This is a genomic window from Rubinisphaera italica (genome assembly GCF_007859715.1).
Taxonomy (GTDB): Bacteria; Planctomycetota; Planctomycetia; order Planctomycetales; family Planctomycetaceae; genus Rubinisphaera; species Rubinisphaera italica.
Window position 1 is genome coordinate 931742 of the sequence record NZ_SJPG01000001.1, and the last position, 17891, is coordinate 949632.

Sequence of the window (17891 nt, forward strand, 5' to 3'; positions counted from 1 at the left end):
ACAAAGCTAAATTATGAAAAGTTACACACCGGGACATCAACCAGATGACCACTCTGCAATACCTTCGCGGCGAGACTTCCTCAAAGTAGCAGGCGGGGGCTTTGGTGCTCTGGCTTTTTCTGCAATGATTGCGGGTGAGTCCGGTGCGGAAATTCATCATCCGGCTCAAGCCAAGCGGGTGATCCAGATCTTCTGCCCGGGGGGAATGAGTCAGGTTGATACGTTCGATTACAAACCGGAACTTGAGAAACGAGCCGGTCAGCCGTTTGATCCCGATGGGAAACTTCAATTCTTCGCATCGAAGCCGGGCAATTGCCAGCCGAGTCATTGGAAGTTTCGGCAGCATGGTGAATCGGGATTATGGATGAGCGATCTGTTTCCCAAGCTTGCCACGTGTGTCGACGATTTGGCATTTATCAATTCGATGCACAGTAAAACCGCTCTGCATGGTCCGGCCTGCTTCATGATGAATACCGGGTTCACACTGCCAGGATTTCCCAGCATGGGTTCGTGGGTGACATACGGACTTGGCAGCGAGGCTGAAGATTTGCCCGCCTTTGTTGTGCTGCCCGATCCTCGCGGTTTGCCACCGGGCGGTATCATTAATTGGGGCGCAGGATTTCTGCCGGCAGAACATCAGGCGACGATGCTGGAGACTTCGAATCCCAAACAACCGATAGCAGATCTGTTCCCTCCTGAAGAATTTGCGGGGAACTCTCGACAGGTCGATCCTGAGCAGCTTCAGTTTTTACAACAACTCAATCGATTGCATCAGAAGTCGCGACAGACCAACAGCGAGCTCGAAGCCCGCATCAAGGCTTATGAAATGGCGGCTCGGCTCCAGTTGAGTGCCCCGGAAGTCACCGATGTCAGCCGCGAGAGTGAAGCGGTCCAGGATTTGTATGACATCGAGCATCCCGAGTCTGGCCCCTTCGGTCGACAATGCCTGCTGGCTCGCCGACTGGTTCAGCGGGGCGTTCGCTTTGTACAAATCTATTGTGGTGCTGAGAACACGACCGCTAAGAAGATCCGTCCCAACTGGGACAGTCATGAGGATGTTGTCCGCGATCATGGATACTGGGGAGCAGTGCTGGACAATGGTGCTTCTGCCCTTCTGAAAGATCTGAAACAACAGGGAATGCTGGAAGATACACTCGTCATCTGCACGACTGAATTTGGTCGACAACCCGGTGCCCAGGGAGGCAAAGGCAAGGGGCGTGATCACAATGCCGGAGCGTTTACTAGCTGGTTAGCCGGGGGAGGGATTCGAGGAGGAATGAGTTACGGTGCGACGGATGAACTGGGATTCAAAGCGGTCGAATCACCCACGTACTGCTACGACCTTCACGCCACTGCTCTGCATCTGTTGGGTGTCGATCACACGCAATTGACCTACTACCACAATGGAATACAACGACGCTTAACCGATGTGCATGGGCACGTGATTCAGGAGATAATTGCTTGAGTCGAAGTACTGCTGTGATAATCCGAATTCTTCCTCAGCCGATTAGACGAGCGATGTTAAATCGTTTCAATTTGTCGCTCTGTCTGGATTGTGTCGCGTTGATCGTAGTCTGCTTCATGAGTCGATCTGCCTCTGCTGCCGAACTTCCAGCCGCACTGAACACATTAATTGAAAATCACTGCCTCGATTGTCACAACAGTTACTCAGCAGAAAGTGGACTGGATCTGGAGTCGCTGACTTTCGATCTTAAGGATCGTAATTCTCGGAATCGCTGGATGAGGATATTTGATCGTGTCGATGCAGGCGAGATGCCACCCGAAGCGGGAACTCTGTCCGTTGATGATCGCAATCATCTTGTGATTATCCTTGGCGATGCGATTGCTGAGGAAGATCGGAAGGATGTCCTCGCGAATGGTCGCGGCCCGCTGCGACGCCTGAATCGGGATGAGTATCAGCAGAATCTTCGCGATGTGCTGCAGTTACCAAATCTGGATATTCGTGACATGCTGCCAGAGGATCGCGAAGAACATCGTTTTAATAAATCAGCGACTTCACTGGATATGTCCTGGGTGCAACTGACAGCATATCTGGATGCGGCCGATGCGGCCTTAAGACAGGCAATGATCAGCAGTGCAGAACCGCCACCGGTGACGAAGTATCGGGCGATCAGCACGCAGTTATTCTCTACAACAAGCACATTCGGCGAGCGCGAAGCGATGTTCTTTGCAAAAGATAACAAGGCAGTTGCTACGAATGAACTCAATGACTTCAAAGATGACCCGGCACTCGAGCTGGCGTTATTTCGATCGGCCAGCTGGCCGTATTATGGCTATCCCCGCAGCTTCGTCGCTAGGATTGCGGGGGAGTATCGAGTCCGGTTTTCGGCTCGGGCTGTTTTGCAAACGGAAGGCTATCAACTCAAACCGGCGATACGATCAGTCCCGATGACATTCCGCGCGAGGAAACCATCCGGGGCAGATGTCTCAGGGGATGTCCGAGCAACTGGAGGCATCATGGATATTGAGCCGGAATCTCAGGTCTACGAGACGACCATCCGACTGCTCCCAACGGAAACCTTCGAGTACAGTCTACTTGGGTTACCGGTTCCGCTGGCTCGTAATGTCAATGGGGGACCGCCGACCTATCGTTATCCGCCGTTTCCAGAAGGTGGCCAACCCGGAGTCGCATTCCAGTGGTTGGAAGTGGAAGGTCCAATCTCCCCCGAGACCTGGCCTCCCCCATCACACCATGTGCTGTTTGATGAGTTTGGAACTGAAGTCGTCTCACAGAATCCGATCGATGATGCCCGGAGACTCTTGCGACGCTTTGTGAAAATCGCTGCCCGTGAACCTGTTTCGGAAGAAGCCATTCTCCGGTACGAACAACTGATTCTCGAACGACTTGAAATGGGAAGTCCGTTCGCAGAGGCGATGCTTACCGGATACAAAGCCTTCCTCTGTTCCAGTCATTTCCTTTATCTTCCAGAGCCATCAGATCCCGCGACAAGTAATTCCGATCAATACGCGATTGCCTCCCGGCTCTCACATTTTCTGACGAATACGCGTCCCGATGCCTCATTAATGTCTCTTGCCGAAACGGGCAAGCTTCGCAATACAGAAACTCTTCGCTTGGAAACAGATCGATTGATCGCCAGTTCCGGCTTCGAACGGTTCGTGCAAAACTTTACCGACTATTGGCTCAATCTAAGACATATTCGTCGTGACGAACCAGATATCCGACTACATCCCGAATATCGCTTTGATGATTATCTGATTGAATCGATGGATCGCGAAACGCGTACATTTTTCACAGCAATGATTCGCGATAATCTGCCTGCAACAGTGCTGATCGATGCAGACTTTGTTTTTGTGAATGATCGACTCGCCCAGCATTATGGGCTGGAAACAATTTCCGGTTCGAACCTGCGAAAAATCACGTTGCCAGATGACAGCCCTTACGGGGGATTGTTGACCCAGGCAGCCATTCTTAAGGTAACAGCCAACGGAACTTCGACTTCGCCGGTCATTCGTGGGGCGTGGATCATGGAACGATTGCTCGGTCAACCACCCCCGCCGCCACCGACGAGTGTCCCCGCTGTTGAGCCGGATATTCGTGGTGCGAAGACCATTCGAGAGTTGCTCGAGCTGCACACAAAATCGGAGTCCTGTGCCAGTTGTCATGCACGGTTCGATCCCGTCGGCCTGGCATTGGAAAACTTCGACATCCTGGGAGGTTGGCGAACACAATATCGAGGTTTCGAGACAGGGAAACCCGTCACAGGAATCGATCGCGCTGGTCACGATTTTGCGTATATGTTAACTCAGAATGTCGATGCCAGTGGTCAGTTGCTGGATGGTCGCAGTTTTGAAAATATTCACGACTTGAAAAAGTTTTTAATAGAAGATCCCCGCCAACTTGCCCGCAATCTCGTGCATCAGTTCACTGTCTATGCGACTGGAACTCCGGTCCGGTTTGCAGATCGAGATGAGATTGAATTAATACTGGATGCCTGCGAACCGAACAACTTTCGCGTTCGCGATTTGATACATGCATTGGTGCAAAGCCGGATCTTTCTCGGCAAGGAGGGTTGTCTTTGATGGACCACAGGAAAATCAATAGACGTCGCTTTCTTCGTGGAGTGGGAGTGTCGCTGGCACTGCCTCTGCTAGACAGTTTGCAGTCCGCTTCGGCCAAGGTCTCTGATTCACAACCCCCTCAGCGGATGCTGCTCATCTCGAATAATCTTGGTGTGCTCCCCAAACCATTCTTTCCGGAAGGGACAGGTCGAGGGTACGAACTCTCGCCGTACCTTGCAGAGTTGACCGAGTTCCGGAACGACTTCACGGTCCTCAGCGGACTTTCGCACCCGGATGTCGAGGGGGGACACAGCACGGAGAATTGTTTTCTAACAGCCGCACGTGGTCCCACAAAAAGTGGATTCCGTAATACGATCTCGCTCGATCAGTTCGCAGCCGAGCAGATGGGACCAGTCACTCGCTTTCCGACACTGAATCTGGGAGTCAATATTGATAAAGCGAACCGCAGTCTTTCGTGGACGCGTGATGGTGTCCTGCTGCCGGCAGAAGACAGTGCGAATGCATTGTTCCGAAAAATGTTCCTGCAAGGCAACGCGGCTGAGGTTCAACGACAACTCTATCACTTAGAGGAGCGGGGCAGCATCCTGGATACGTTGCTTGATGACACTCGACAATTTCGAAAAAACCTGGGTCGCGACGATCAATCTCGGTTGGATCAATATTTGACTTCTGTCCGAGAAATTGAGGAACGTTTGGAGACTGCCCGGCAGTGGGAAACGCGCGCTAAACCTGCAACCGATCAGACGCCGCCGAATGACATCCGCGACCCCAAGCTGTTCTTTGAAAAATTCGACCTCATGCTCTCAATGGGACGGCTTGCCTTGGAAACAGACTCAACTCGTATTGTCACGCTGATGGTCGATGCCTTTGCAACACCCGCGTTCCTGTTACATCCCGGCCAGAATACGACCGATGGTTATCACAACTTGAGTCATCACGGCCAATCCGAGCAGAAAATGAAACAACTCGAAGATGCCGATCTGCAGCAGATGGTTTTGCTTCGAAAATTGTTCCAGCAACTCTCTGAAACCATCGAAGGCGAAGACCGCTTGCTCGATCGAACGATGATTCTCTTTGGCAGCAATATGGGCGATGCCAATACCCACAACAACACAAACCTTCCCATTCTTCTGGCCGGAGGCGACTTCAAGCACGGTCAACATCTGGCCTTCAAACACGATAACAATAAACCGCTGAGCAATCTGTTCCTGACCATGCTGCATAAACTGGGCGTAGAAACAGACACTTTCGGATCAAGTACAGGCAGTCCCATAGACTTTTAGACCAATTTCAAATGGTGACTGCAGTTCCTTGAACACCAAATGTCCCCAAAACGCTGTGTTTGCTCCTGCTGAACGCTTCAGTTTTTTTGAATATGCTCTGGGTGATCTAGATACGCGGTTCATATCAATGCAATGTCGGATATGACGTGAAAAATAACCGAGTATCTACTATGCACGATTTGTACCAATCACTCCATTGGACTCATGATTCGTGTTTATTCGGGGCATTGATGTATTGCGAGGTGAGTTCTTTTCACAGCAGTGGACAGAATTAGTTCATTGAGAACACCATGCAGTGTGTTCGGAAATCATTTTTTATTTTATTTCATAGCGGTTACACACTGCTGGGAGGTCGTCTCAAAAGACTCGACTATGGGAATCGTTTGCCATTTATTGGCGAGAGGAGTGTGAACGAATCGGAGTGGTCAAAGAGTGTTAAAATTTAATATCGTCATGAAAACATTAAATTTGACTCATTGACATGTCGTGAGGTAACGATATAATAGGTATGTCTAATGTGGAGAATTCAGTGGCTACGAAAACGAATAAGAACAAAGGTTCCAAGCCTCCTGGCACTGTTGAGGACTTTGCTGAAGCTGCAGAATGTCTGAAAACTTTGGCGCACCCAGTTCGACTGCGCATTGTTCAAATGCTGCTGCACGGTCGCTACACAGTCGGAGAATTGGCTGCTGATTGCGGAATTCAAGACAACGTCGGTTCAGAACATTTGCGTTTGCTCCAGCGGTGTGGTTTTCTGGTGAGTGAGCGGGAGGGGCGACGCGTTTATTACAGTGTTGCCGAGCCGCATCTGGAAAAATTGATGGCATGTATCGAGGGGCGTTTTTTACCTTATGGGGCTAAATATCGTTAAATTGGTTGTAGTCAAAATTCCATTTATTTGGGCGTATATATCGCAATATTGGGATGTTTATAGCTATGGATACATGTGCGTATTACTGGCGGTTCAAAGAGAATTCGTTGCTTGTGCGTGTGATGGATGAGTAACTGATTGCCGGGTTTTGCGAGGTCGTCAAGATGATTAGGTATCTAACTTTGAATCCAGGCAAGGATGGTGAGACATGTTCGGTCTAGCGATCCTTTTCGGCGGTATCGTTGGTTTTGCATTAGGCCTTACGGGAGGTGGCGGTGGGGTCTTTGCTGTTCCACTGCTTGTCTACGGATTATCCATTGCGCCGCGGGAAGCCGTTGGAATTTCGTTAGCATCCGTAGGCGGTATTGCTTTGTTTGGTGCCACGGACAGATTAATTCGTGGAGAAGTGGAATTGCCAACGGGCCTCTTGTTTGCCGTTGCAGGCATGATCGGTGCACCGTTCGGCTCATACCTCTCGAAGCTCATTCCAGAGAATGTCTTGCTGGTCATGTTCGCAATGCTAATGCTGGTTGTGGCCTATCGGATGTGGATTAAAAGCAAGAATCCGAGCATTGCCAGCGGAGTTTGCAATTCGGAATCAAAGAATATTACCGACCGTAGTGCCTGCCAGCGCGATGAAGACGGCAGGCTACGATTGACTTCCAAATGTGCTCGACTGCTGGTGCTGGTTGGTTTGATGACTGGCGTGCTCTCCGGAATGTTCGGTGTTGGCGGTGGTTTTATCATCGTGCCGGCATTGGTTTTGCTTAGCGGCATGGCAATCCATCGTGCTGTAGGAACATCGTTATTTGTGATCGTACTCATCAGCATCAGCGGGGTGGTATCGCACATGGTGAATGGAAACCCGTTGCCGGTAAACACAACATTACTGTTTCTGGTCGGTGGGGGTGTTGGCATGTGGCTGGGGGGGATCGTCGCTACTCGATTAAATGGCTCCACTCTTCAAAAAATATTCTCGATCGCGGTTGTGGCGGTTGCGGCATTCGTGATTTTCAAATCAGTTGTTGTCTAGGTCCAGTTCATACTATTTAAGGAGATCGACTCATGTTACTCAAATACTTCTACGACCAGAAACTCGCTCACGCCTCTTATCTTGTTGGCTGCCAACGCGCCAAAGCCGCCGTCATTGTCGATCCTGGTCGCGACATCGAACAGTATCTTGAAATGGCAGATCGCGAAGGTTTGAAAATTACCGCAGTTGCTGAGACGCATATTCATGCTGACTATGTTTCCGGTGCCCGGGAACTGGCGGATCGTGTCGGAGCGAAACTGTATGTTTCCGATGAAGGCCCGGCAGAGTGGAAATACCTTTATCTGGATGACTATGACCACCAACTGATGCACGACGGCGATCATTTCATGATTGGAAACATCAAATTCGATGTCCTGCACACTCCTGGTCACACACCGGAAAGTATATCTTTCATGCTGACCGATCAGGGTGGGGGAGCTAACAAGCCGATGGGGATTTTTACTGGCGACTTCGTGTTTGTCGGGTCGATCGGACGACCGGATTTACTGGAAGAAGCAGCCGGTCTCATGGGCACAGCCGAGCCGGGGGCTCGCGATCTGTTCAAATCTGCTGAAAGATTCAAATCACTGCCCGACTATTTACAGGTCTGGCCTGCACACGGTGCGGGAAGTGCTTGTGGGAAAGGGCTGGGTGCAATTCCGTCGTCGACAGTTGGATACGAAAAACTATTCAATCCTGCACTGCAATTCACAGACGAAGAAGAATTTGTGAAGTACATCCTGTCGGATCAGCCGGAAGCTCCGAAGTATTTCGCGGTGATGAAGCATGTCAACAAAGCCGGCCCGACCATTCTTGGCGAAGGTCACCATCATGAGATGCTGGAACTGTCCAGACTGAATGAGGCTTTGACTTCCGGAACGGTTATCGATTTGACTCCCTCTCCGCAGTTCGCCAAAGGCCACGTGGCAGGCACCATCAATATTCCGATCGGAATGCTGGCAACTCAGGCAGGATGGCTCGTGGACTACGACAAGCCGACTTACCTGATCTGTGAACCGCGAGAGCTTGAAGAAGCTGCACGCGTTCTGCATAAAATTGGTGTGGAAGAAATTATCGGTGGTTTCGATGCGTCGGAAGTCAAATCGTCAGGCAAGGCAAATGAAAAATACATATCCGGAACCCCTGCAGAGTTGTCGTCTGCAATCCAGTCTGGCGAAGTGAAGTTAATCGATGTCCGTTCGAACGATGAATGGAACGAAGGGCATATCGAACAAGCCGAACATCGTTTTCTTGGTCGATTACCGAATCATTTAGATGATCTTCCCCATGACGAAACACTCATTGTGCATTGCCGTAGCGGTGCACGCTCGGCGATTGCCGCAAGCGTTTTGCAGGCGGCTGGTTTCAAGAATGTCGTGAATCTGACTGGTGGATATACGGCGTGGAAAGCAGAGGATTTGGCAAGCACAAAGGCATAAACGACGAGTAGCGCACTGAACTGGCTAGACACTCTTTTCATTCACTATTCATCAATGAGATTTCCATGGAAACGACACACGAAAGACCTTCGCTTGCCGACCGGCTGAGCGATCCTCATACGACGGCAGCTTTGCATCGCCTGCTGGATCGAGCTGAATCGCTCGATCAGATGCTCCAGGTAGCTGGCGACCTGCCCAATCTGGTTGCGATCGCCACAGATTTCTTCGATGCCGTTTGCCACAAAGCCTCACTAGACGGGATCGATCTGGAAGATCGGGCGAGTCAATTGCTGAAGTTGTTCGTGCAGATCACTGAGCCAGCGAATCTGCAGGCGATTGAGCGATTGATTTCCCGCTTGCCGAATCTGGAAGCCGGAACCGCCTTGCTGGATGAATTTCCTGAATTGTTTGCGACAGCAGTGGATGTATTAGACGAATGGGCCAGAGACTTGAAGGACGATGGCATTGATCTGGAAAAGAGTGTTCGTCAGGGATTGTATGCCGTTTTGTATTTAGGCGGGCAAATTCGACGGGAGGAACTCGATCGAATCGGTTATTTGGTTAAGTCTGATGTCATGAACGAACATTCGATTGAATCGGTTGGTATGGCTGGTTCGGCACTTGCCAGTTGCCGGAGCGGAACTTGTGAGCATCCACTTCCGAAACGAGTTGGTTTATTTGGACTGTTGAGAGCGATGCGGGATCCAGACACTCAGCGTGCACTCTCCTTCGGCTTGCAGTTTGCGAAATGTTATGGAGGAGTCCTTGCAGAAAAGCATAGCCCGTCAAGCCAAGAGCAGAAGTAATTCTCCTGTTTATCATTTGTAAAATCTTAAAGGAACCCGTGTCATGGATCATCATCAAATCGTCATCGTTGGCGGAGGGACTGCCGGGATTACCGTAGCCGCTCGACTGAAAAACGCAGATCCCTCGCTAGATATTGCCATTATTGAACCTTCCGAGAAGCATTATTATCAACCACTGTGGACTTTGGTTGGCGGAGGAATGTTTAAGCCAGTAGAATCGGGTCGTGACGAAGCAGATCTGATTCCTTACGGCGTGAAGTGGATTCAGGATCGTGTCGATTCTTTCTCACCTGGTGCCAACAGCCTTTTCACACGTGGGGGCGAGACAATCGGTTACGATTATCTCATCGTGGCTCCGGGAATTCAGGTCAACTGGGATCAGGTCAAAGGCCTGAAAGAATCTGTCGGAAAGGACGGTGTCTGCAGTAATTACTCGATTGATACAGTCGCCAGCACATGGAAGTTTATCAGTGAACTGAAGGAAGGAGTCGCCTTATTCACGCAACCGGCAGGGGCGGTGAAGTGCGGAGGGGCTCCCCAAAAGATCTGTTACTTGGCTGAAGATCATTTCCGACGATCCGGTGTCCGCAAAAACATCGAAGTCATTTTTACACTGGCTGGACCGCGTCTGTTTGCAGTCGATAAATATCGCGAAGTGCTTGAGAAAGTCGCTTCCCGTAAAGGAGTCGAAACCCGATTCCGCCACAATCTTGTCGAGGTTCGTGCTGCCTCCAAAGAAGCGATTTATCGCCACATGGATACGAATGATGAAATCGTTATCAAATATGACATGATTCACGTAACACCGCCAATGAGCGCACCAGACTTCGTTTCCCAGAGTGAACTGGCTGGCGAGGGGGGTTGGGTTGAAGTTGATAAGCACTCGCTGCAACACACGCGATTTGCCAACGTGTTCTCCCTGGGCGACGCTTCGAGTTTACCGACATCGAAGACAGGAGCCGCGATTCGAAAGCAGGCCCCTGTTGTGGTCGAAAACTTACTCGCGACAATGAAACAGGAACCCTGCCAAGCGAGTTACGATGGCTACACGTCATGCCCTGTCGTAACAGGATACGATAGTCTGGTATTGGCCGAGTTCGATTACAGCGGTCAACCAGCCGAGACGTTTCCATTCGACCAGTCAAGAGAACGGTTCAGTATGTTCCTGCTGAAAAAATTTGGTCTGCCAGCCCTGTATTGGCACGGAATGCTACGTGGTCGAGTCTAAACACTTCATAATGTTCAGAGTTGAATCCCGTATTTCAATAGATCAGGTGCTAAATATGAAAATAGTGATTATTGGTGGAGTTGCTGGGGGAGCATCGGCTGCTGCACGTGCGCGACGACTCAGCGAGGATGCGGAGATTATTATCCTGGAGCGAGGGCGATATCCTTCGTTTGCGAACTGTGGTCTTCCCTATTACGTCGGTGGCGAGATCAAGTCACGAGATAAACTCCTTGTTGCACCGATCGAAATGCTCCGCGAACGACATCGGCTTGACGTTCGCATCCGCAGCGAAGTGATGTCGATCAATCGGATCGAACAAACTGTTCGTGTTCAGAATCTGGAGACCGGCGAATCGTATGAGGAGTCTTATGATAAACTGATCATCGCTACGGGAGCTTCACCTTTCCGACCGCCCGTTCCCGGTATCGATGGCTCTCGGATCCTGGAACTCCGGGATCTGAATGATGCCGACCGGATGCATACCTATGCAACCTCTGGAGCTCGTCGAGCTGTCATTGTTGGAGCCGGGTTTATAGGGATTGAAGTTGCGGAGAACCTGGTTCGTCGTGGCATTGATGTCACCATTGTGGAATTGTCCGATCAGATTCTTCCTCCATGGGATCGGGAAATGATCGGTCCAGTCGATTCGCATCTGAGAAAACAGGGAGTTGATGTGCTTCTGGGAAACTCGGTCGAAGCGTTTGACGAAACAGAGATCGGCTTGGAAATCCGACTGAAATCTGGTGGAACTCTGGATGTTGATTTTGCAGTCGTATGTATTGGCGTTCGCCCGGAAAGTCGCTTGGCACAAGAATCCGGTATCAAGTGTGGCGAACGTGGTGGAATTATTACCAACGAACATATGCAAACGAGCGATGACAATGTTTACGCTGTCGGTGATGTCGTTCAGACCAGTTGTTTTGTCTCAAGCACACCCATCCAAATTCCGCTTGCCGGTCCGGCGAATCGTCAGGGACGTATCGCAGCAGACCATATCTTCGGGAGAGATTCGACCTATCGAGGCACACAGGGAACGGCAGTGGTCGGCATTTTTGGAATGACCGCTGCCATGACAGGGTTGAGCGAAAAATCACTGAAGCGTAATCAATTGGCTTATGAAAAAATCTATATTCATCCTTCCGATCACGCAGGATATTTTCCTGATGCACAACAGATGGTGTTGAAGTTACTCTTCGATCCTAAGACGGGAATTATTCTCGGTGCTCAGGGTGTCGGCACAACTGGAGTTGACAAGCGCATCGACGTGCTCGCAATCGCGATTCAGGCTGGCATGACGGTTTATGATTTGGAAGAAGTTGAACTTTGCTATGCACCCCAATATGGCCATGCCAAAGATCCCATTAATATGTTGGGCTTTGTCGCTTCAGGTGTTCTCCGGGGAGATCAACCAATTATTCAAGTCGATACTCTCAGTTCTTACTCAGCCGAAAGTCTCCTGTTGCTCGACGTTCGCACTGCAGCAGAATTTGCTGCGGGGCATATCCCAGGGGCGAAGAATATCCCAATCGAGACGTTACGCGAACTAGTCTCAGAACTGCCTCGTGACAGAAAAATTGCAACTTACTGCAAGGTCGGTCAACGAGGTTACTATGCCACTCGAATTTTAGATCAGCTTGGCTTTGATGCCGCAAATATCAGTGGTGGATTTCAATTGTGGTCGAATTATTCGGCTCATGACAACAATGCAACCGATTAAAGGGAAACTCAATGAATACTTCCAAAATCTTCCAGGTAACGTCTCTTATTTTCCTGTTCCTGAGCAATCCCGCATGGTCACAGGATGATCCAGGGAGTCAAGCGAAAAAGAAGCAACCGGGCTATGGGCATGGACGCGGAATGCACCAATCGGATGGACGCCACGAGGTCGATCACAAAGTCTTTCAGTACCTGCTCCAGAACCATGACAAAATCGTCCGCACAGTCAAAGAATTACCAGATGGCGTGGAGACGCTGACTGAGTCGGATGTGCCCGAAGTCGCAGAAAAGATTAAAGATCATGTTGAGTGGATGGCCTATCGCGTGGAGAACAGGCAGCCAATCCGTATGCGAGACCCATTGTTCGCGGAACTGTTCAAGCATACGGATAAGATCAAAATCGTTCATAAGGACACAGAAAAGGGAGTGAAAGTCATTGAGACTTCCGACGATCCGTATGTAGTCAAGTTAATTCAGGCTCATGCTAAAGCGGTCTCTGGATTTGTAGAGCGGGGATTTGCAGAAGCGATGAAAAACCATTCTGTTCCAGAGACTGCAGAGATCGGCGATCCAGAGTACTCTTACCCAGCGATTGCCGAGTACGGAAAAGTCGTTCAACTCCCCAATGCCGCGCAACAGCCTCGAGATGGCAGTAAGATATTAGTCGATGTGACCAAAGGTGGCACGCCGGACAAATTGAATCCGGGTATCGAGAAAGTCGCTCGTTTTGTCAATATTTACAAGGGTGCAGGAAAGAAACCGGCTCAGGTCGAGATTGCAATCGTGTTGCATGGCGAGGCTACTTTGACCATTTTGAACTCCGATATTTACAGCAAACGATTTGAGACAAATGGCAATCCGAATCTCGATTGTTTGCATCAACTCCACGAGGCGGGCGTCGAGATATTAGTGTGCGGCCAGTCGTTAATCGGAAAAAACGCTAAGCAGGACGAGGTTGTTGTCTTTGTGGACGTAGCCGTGTCGGCATTAACTTCTCTGGTCAACCTCCAGGCAGATGGGTTTTCATATGTTCCACTTGGGAATTGACGAATATTATGTTTCCGGATGCTAATATGGTGATCGATGAATTCTCTTGACTCTCGCATTGCCGACTACGCATGCCCCTTACGAGGGGCATATTTTTTTCCGACTCTCTTTCTCATCCAAAGAGTCGCTATACTCTATTTCATTTTCAGTGACAGTCATCGGCTAAGTACGTTTCAAATAATTTGAGTCCCATTTGTGTCATGGCAATACCCGAATCCATTTTAACTCGTTTTTTAGATTTAAAAACTTATGTGGGATGGACAGAGGCGGATGATGATTGTTCCGACCAATTGTCCAGAATATTACTTCCTCATACGGAGGAGATTTTGCAGGATTTCTATCGTGAAATCCAAAAGCATCCAGCTTCATCCCGTGTTATTACGGGGGGTGAGATTCAAATTGAGCGATTGAAACAGAGCCTCTCTCTGTGGCTGGCAGATATGCTGCAATCGAAACATGATGAAGATTACGTGCACAGGCGCTGGAAGATTGGGCAAAAGCATGTCGAGATTGGTTTAGAGCAACTTTATGTCAACGCGGCCTTTGCTCGTGTCCGTTCCTGTTTGAGTCGGATCTTATGCCATCAGGAATCGATTTCAGAAGAAGTTAAATTACAACTGCATGAATCTTTGCATAAGAGGCTCGATCTCGATCTTGCGATAATGGTAGATGCCTATCAGGAGGAGTATCAATCGAGTCAGGTTCCGGTTGATCGGGCGCGACTGAATCAGCAAAAACTGTTAGCCCTGTTAAGTAAGGAAGCGCTGGCAGGTGCGAGTCTGAATGAGATTTACGATCAGGCAATTGCTTACTTGTCTCAGGCCTTTCGGGCTGATTTGTGTGAGTTGTTCATTTTTGAACCCGATGCCGATCAACTGAGAATGGAATCCATGTCGGGATGGGTGACAAAGTCAAATGGATCAGTGATTGAACTTGGAAATGTGGATCCCGGAATTACAGAACTACTGAAACAAAAAGGCTGTGTGGAAACGAGCGACTGGCAATTGCAGCCTAAAATTCAGCCGATTACACTTCTGGTGGATGAACGTGTCGTGAGCAGTCTACAGGTTGTTGTTCGCGGCGAAGAAGATGTTTATGGGTTGCTGGGAGTCCATTTTCGCCAGCCACATCGATTCCAATCGTCCGATCATGACTTTCTGTTTTCCATTGCCAATCTGCTGGCCAATGCGATTCATCGCTCCCGGGTCGAATTCATGCGTGCTCAAAAAGCTCAGCAACTTCGCCGACTTGTCGATCGCCTTCCAGCAGGTGCAGTCTATGTTGTGAATCATGCGATGCAAATTAACAGTGCCGTCGAGCAGATGACGGGATACTCAAAAGAGGAACTGACAAACCTGAAAGAATGGAATCAGCATGTGCTGAATGAGTCGGTTGTGGAAGATCGAGTGGAAAACTCGGTCCGTTCAGGTAAAGAAGGACGAACTCATCATCGGCAATTGAGATTGCGACGCGCCGATGGACAGGAGCGACTGATCTCGCAGGTCAAATTTCAATCAGGAGCCGATGAAGTCTGGCTTCTCCACGACATTACCGAAGAAGCGGAACGTTACAAAAGTCAGTTACAGTCAGAACGGCTTGCTGCTATTGGTCAAATGATTACGGGTTTGGCACACGAGAGTCGAAATGCGTTGCAGCGAATTCAGGCTTGCACAGAAATGCTGGAGCTAGAGTTAGAAGACAATAAATCAGCCATGAGTCTGATCATTCGATCCCAACAGGCCATCGATGATTTGCAGATGCTTTACGATGAAGTGCGGAATTATGCATCTCCACTTTCTCTCTCAAAGGATTGGTGGAGTTTGGAGACTTTGCTACAGCAAGCCTGGGGGCAGTTAGAACATGACTGGAAGGATCGCGATGCGAAATTGTTGATCAATATTGATCCTGAGGGTCTCGAAGTCGAAGTCGATCGATTTCGCATGGTACAAGTGCTGAGAAACTTTCTCGAGAATTCGCTGGCAGCCTGTTCCGATCCCGTGATCATTCAGGTTGACATTCGATTGATTAAAGAAACGGATCGATCGGGAGTGGAAATTTCAATTTCGGATAATGGTCCTGGTCTCAGTTCGGCTGGAGAGGGACGTATTTTTGAGCCATTTTATACGACGAAACCTAAAGGTTCAGGATTAGGCATGGCAATTGCATCAAGGATCGTCACGGCTCATCAAGGAGTCCTCGAAACTGCGCCCAGCTTACTCGGTGGAGCTTCGTTTCGCCTTTATTTTCCCCTGAGCAATAACTAAACAGAGAATTTCCAGTTGTCCGTACCAATTGAATATGAGGGTGGCACTGGCTTTGCCAGTGCATCGTAACTTATTAAATAGCCTTGACTTGCACTGGCGAAGCCGGTGGTGCATAACCCAAAGTTTTCAATGGAATAATCCCCAGGCATGATTCGGGAGTCAGTATGAAAATTGTCGTAGCGGACGACGAACCCGATATGCGGGAATACTTTCTGCGGATGCTCACGCACCTGGGGCATGAAGTGCTAGCTATTGCAAAAGATGGTGAAGAGTTGGTGCGGATATGCCAGTTAGAGTCACCGGATTTAATTATCACCGATTTGAACATGCCGGTTATGAATGGAGATAAAGCCATTGAACTGATCTGGGACAAAATGAAGATCCCAGTCGTGATTGTCTCTGCTTTTCAGTGCCCGGAGGACTTGTTACTTAACACCCCTCATCCGCCCCTTCGCTACCTCAATAAACCGATTAACCGCATCCAGTTGAAAGAAGTCCTGGACTCGATCTGATCGATTCCAGGCTCCAAGCAAGTTATGCCAACCATTTCAGAAAAATTTGATCTGCTCATTGTCGATGATGACAAGTACATCCAGCAGGATCTCCAACTATTTTTCAGTCAACGTGGCTTTAAACCACACGTTGTAGGGACTGCTCAAGATGCGTTAACTGCAGTTAAGAATCAGGTATTTTCGGTCGCGATTGTTGATATGCAACTCCCCGATTTATCTGGATTGGAATTGATGACTCAGTTGAACCGTCTCGAGTCTGAATGTGAAGTGATTATGCTGACTGGAGTGGGGACAATTGAATCCGCAGTCGAAGCCATGAAAATTGGAGCGATCGATTTTCTCACCAAGCCAGTGCGACTAAAAGAGCTAGAAGCGGTTGCACTGAAAGCTCATTCCACCTATTTGCTGAAACGGCAAAATCGACAGTTGCAGGGAGCCTTACAGCGGCAGGCATCAGAGAAAGGGCACATCATTGGTGGTTCCGCCGCCATGAAACGAGTTCTTCAACTCGTCGAGCGGGTTGCCAAAACCGATAAAACGATTCTGATTCAAGGAGAAAGTGGCACGGGAAAAGATGTCATTGCCAATGCGATTCACGCGGCCAGTAAAGTCTCTGATCAGCCTTTTATCGCGGTCAATTGTGCGGCTCTGCCCGATCAGTTGATTGAAAGCGAGATGTTTGGTCATGAGAAAGGTGCTTTCACTGGCGCGACCACTGCGAAACAGGGGTTATTCGAAATCGCTGATGGTGGAACTCTCTTTATCGATGAAATTGGAGAGCTGGCAATTACATTGCAGGCCAAGTTGCTGCGAGTTCTTGAAGATGGCTCGTTTCGCAGAGTCGGTTCGACAAAAATGCGACGGGCAAATGCTCGTATCATTGCAGCGACAAATCGCGATTTGGCGGCTGAGGTGGAGGCAGGACGATTTCGCGAAGATCTGTTTTACAGGATCAATATTCTGACGATTTCATTGCCTCCTTTAAGTGAACGTGAAGATGATATTGCCTTGTTGATTGCAAAATTTGCTGGCCCTGATTGGACTTGCGAGCAAGGTCTGTTGGAGAAGTTAAAAAACTTTCCATGGCCTGGAAATATCCGGCAGCTGAAGAATGCTGTGGAACGTGCAAAAATTCTCTCAGATAATCATGTTCTTGAACTGAGAAATTTTCCAGATGATATCATTCATTACCAGGAGGCAGGCACTCATTCCCCCTCATCTGATGCGGTCGAACTGGGAGTGCTGACACGTCAGCATATCGAGCAGATTTATCAGCTCAATCACCATAATAAAACCATGACTGCTCGTGCATTGGGAGTGAGTCGACGTACGCTTTATCGGCTCCTTGAAAAATACGAAATCTGCGATGAGATCAAATAAATTCTGTTCGTATTATTATTAAATCAAGGTAAATCATAACCCGACGCGTCAGCGAGGGGCCAGCGTGGAATTCATTATTAGTGACATCTTGTCTATGAAAACTTCTGCTTCGCTGACCAGCTTTTTCATAAATAACAGACATGCTTTAAGTATCATCGCTTAACCCAATTCCTATTCGGGAGCCGTCCCCTCGCTGACGCGTCGGGTTAAGATGCTTAGAATGGTAATGCTCTTTCGAGCTTTAAATGTC

The 17891-nt window shown here is 49.2% G+C and carries 13 protein-coding genes; all 13 read left to right on the forward strand.

The genetic code is table 11. The features are described from left to right. Nucleotides 1–13 precede the first annotated feature (13 nt). The 13 genes from Pan54_RS03610 to Pan54_RS03670 all read left to right on the forward strand — a co-directional run bounded on the left by Pan54_RS03610 (nucleotide 14) and on the right by Pan54_RS03670 (nucleotide 17641). Nucleotides 14–1465, forward strand: coding sequence for a DUF1501 domain-containing protein (locus Pan54_RS03610; RefSeq protein WP_146502205.1), 1452 nt, complete (start codon nucleotides 14–16; stop codon nucleotides 1463–1465). After that, the gene (locus Pan54_RS03615; protein ID WP_242631206.1) at nucleotides 1462–4062 is read left to right on the forward strand and encodes a DUF1592 domain-containing protein; all 2601 of its coding nucleotides are present in this window, start codon (nucleotides 1462–1464) and stop codon (nucleotides 4060–4062) included. Before Pan54_RS03610 ends, Pan54_RS03615 begins: the two co-directional genes overlap by 4 nt. Beyond that, nucleotides 4062–5345: a DUF1552 domain-containing protein gene (locus Pan54_RS03620; RefSeq protein ID WP_146502206.1), complete on the forward strand. Its 1284-nt coding sequence runs from the start codon at nucleotides 4062–4064 to the stop codon at nucleotides 5343–5345. The genes Pan54_RS03615 and Pan54_RS03620 overlap by 1 nt, the downstream gene beginning before the upstream one ends. A gap of 508 nt (nucleotides 5346–5853) precedes the next feature. Beyond that, a complete protein-coding gene (locus Pan54_RS03625; RefSeq protein WP_146502207.1) occupies nucleotides 5854–6216 on the forward strand; it encodes an ArsR/SmtB family transcription factor in 363 nt (120 codons plus the stop codon). 208 nt (nucleotides 6217–6424) lie between these two features. After that, nucleotides 6425–7249 carry a sulfite exporter TauE/SafE family protein gene (locus Pan54_RS03630; protein ID WP_146502208.1) on the forward strand — a complete coding sequence of 275 codons (825 nt, stop codon included), beginning with the start codon at nucleotides 6425–6427 and terminating at the stop codon, nucleotides 7247–7249. A gap of 32 nt (nucleotides 7250–7281) precedes the next feature. Next, nucleotides 7282–8688, forward strand: coding sequence for an MBL fold metallo-hydrolase (locus tag Pan54_RS03635; RefSeq protein WP_146502209.1), 1407 nt, complete (start codon nucleotides 7282–7284; stop codon nucleotides 8686–8688). A gap of 65 nt (nucleotides 8689–8753) precedes the next feature. Further along, a complete protein-coding gene (locus tag Pan54_RS03640; RefSeq protein WP_146502210.1) occupies nucleotides 8754–9494 on the forward strand; it encodes a DUF1641 domain-containing protein in 741 nt (246 codons plus the stop codon). Between the two features lie 43 nt (nucleotides 9495–9537). Further along, complete coding sequence (locus Pan54_RS03645; protein WP_146502211.1) at nucleotides 9538–10722, forward strand: NAD(P)/FAD-dependent oxidoreductase; 1185 nt, start codon at nucleotides 9538–9540, stop codon at nucleotides 10720–10722. Nucleotides 10723–10777: 55 nt separating this feature from the next. Next, on the forward strand, nucleotides 10778–12439 hold the full coding sequence (locus Pan54_RS03650; RefSeq protein WP_146502212.1) for an FAD-dependent oxidoreductase: 1662 nt from the start codon (nucleotides 10778–10780) through the stop codon (nucleotides 12437–12439). Nucleotides 12440–12450: 11 nt separating this feature from the next. Continuing rightward, nucleotides 12451–13485, forward strand: coding sequence for a DsrE family protein (locus Pan54_RS03655; protein WP_146502213.1), 1035 nt, complete (start codon nucleotides 12451–12453; stop codon nucleotides 13483–13485). Between the two features lie 200 nt (nucleotides 13486–13685). Continuing rightward, nucleotides 13686–15749, forward strand: a complete 2064-nt coding sequence (locus Pan54_RS03660; RefSeq protein ID WP_146502214.1) for a protoglobin domain-containing protein — start codon at nucleotides 13686–13688, stop codon at nucleotides 15747–15749. A 164-nt stretch (nucleotides 15750–15913) separates the two neighbouring features. Next, nucleotides 15914–16261, forward strand: coding sequence for a response regulator (locus Pan54_RS03665; protein WP_146502215.1), 348 nt, complete (start codon nucleotides 15914–15916; stop codon nucleotides 16259–16261). A 24-nt stretch (nucleotides 16262–16285) separates the two neighbouring features. Next, entirely contained in the window at nucleotides 16286–17641 is a 1356-nt protein-coding gene (locus tag Pan54_RS03670; protein WP_146502216.1) for a sigma-54-dependent transcriptional regulator, read from the forward strand. The last annotated feature ends 250 nt before the right edge of the window (nucleotides 17642–17891 follow it).